We start from the raw sequence: 1,531 nt of genomic DNA on the forward strand, positions 1-1,531 counted from the left end.
TGCTGATGGTGGCCGTGCCGGCAGTGCTGAAGGCCATCGTCGATCTGTTCAGCGCGCCGGGGCCTTTGGTGTTGCCGGTATTCCTGCTGCTGGGCTACGCACTCATGCGATTTGGGGGCGGTGTCTTCACCGAGTTGCGCGATGTCGTGTTCGCGCGGGTTGCGCTGCGCACCGTGGCGGACTTTACGGTCAGCGTGTTTTCGCGATTACAGCAGCTGGGCGCCCGGTTTCACGGCGGCAGGCCGACTGGCGCGCTGGCGCGCGACGTGGAGCGCGGCACTGCGGGCGTGGGGTTCTTGCTTGGCACGGGGCTATTCACCTTGCTGCCGACGCTGGTGGAGATCGTGTCGGTCGTGCTGATCCTGGTCATGGGGTACAGCATCTGGTTCGCCGCCATCGTGACCATCACCTTTATCGCCTATTTTTCCTACACCACGGTGCTGCTGCGCAAGCGCGTCGCCTATCAGCGCCGATTGAACGAGCTGGACTCGCGCGCAAGCGGGCAGATGGTCGACAGCCTGCTCAACTACGAGGCCGTCAAGCTCAATGCCAACGAAGCGCTGGAATCGGACCGCCTGTCGCGCGTGCTGGAGGAGTGGACGCGGGTCGGCGAGCGCAACCAGCGTTCGCTGTCGCGCCTGCACGTCGGCCAGAGCGGCATCATCGCCTGCGGCGTGGCGGCAGTCATGCTGTTGGCCGGGCAGCAGGTCGTGGGACGCGACATGACGGTGGGCGATCTGGTGCTGGTCAATGCCTACATCATCCAGATTTGCCTGCCGTTGAATACGCTGGGCCTCATTTTCCGCCAGGCCAAGGAAGCGTTCGTCAATGCCGAGCGCGTCTGCGACCTCTTGAGATATCCGCCGGAAACGGGGGACGACGCCACGCTGCCGTCATTGCAGGCGGGAACGGGCGAAGTGCGCTTCGAAGGCGTGGATTTCGGCTATGAGCCCGGACGGCAGATCCTGTGGGGCGTGGCTCTGACGGTGCCTGCGGGGACGACGCTGGCCGTGGTGGGCGGCAGCGGCTCGGGAAAATCGACGCTCGGCCGCCTGCTGTTGCGCTTCTATGACCCGGATGCCGGGCGCATCCTGATCAATGGACACGACCTGCGCGCCGTCAATGTGCGGAGCCTGAGGCGCGTGGTGGGCATCGTGCCGCAGGACACCATGCTGTTCAACGAGACCATCGCCTACAACATTGCGTACAGCCGGCCGGACGCGACGCGCGATCAGATCGTGCAGGCCGCGCGCGGCGCGCGCATCCACGATTTCATCGAAAGCCTGCCGGGCGGATACGAAACGCCCGTGGGCGAACGAGGTGTGAAGCTCTCGGGCGGCGAGCGCCAGCGCGTGGGCATCGCCCGCGCGATCTTGAAGGATCCGACGATCATGGTGTTCGACGAGGCGACCTCGGCGCTGGACACGCGTACCGAGCGGGCGATCCAGGCGGTACTGGAGCGGCTGTCGCGCGGCCGCTCGACGCTCATCATTGCGCACCGGCTATCGACCACTGTGCATGCCGACAATAT

The 1,531-nt window shown here is 65.4% G+C and carries 1 protein-coding gene; it reads left to right on the top strand.

Going from position 1 to position 1,531, the window contains the following annotated elements; translation table 11 throughout:
• A partial coding sequence (locus tag KVT32_RS27730; protein ID WP_217619151.1) for an ABC transporter ATP-binding protein/permease occupies nucleotides 1-1,531 on the top strand: 1,531 nt, incomplete at both ends.

This window comes from Achromobacter sp. GbtcB20, from assembly GCF_019091095.1.
GTDB lineage: Bacteria > Pseudomonadota > Gammaproteobacteria > Burkholderiales > Burkholderiaceae_B > Achromobacter > Achromobacter mucicolens.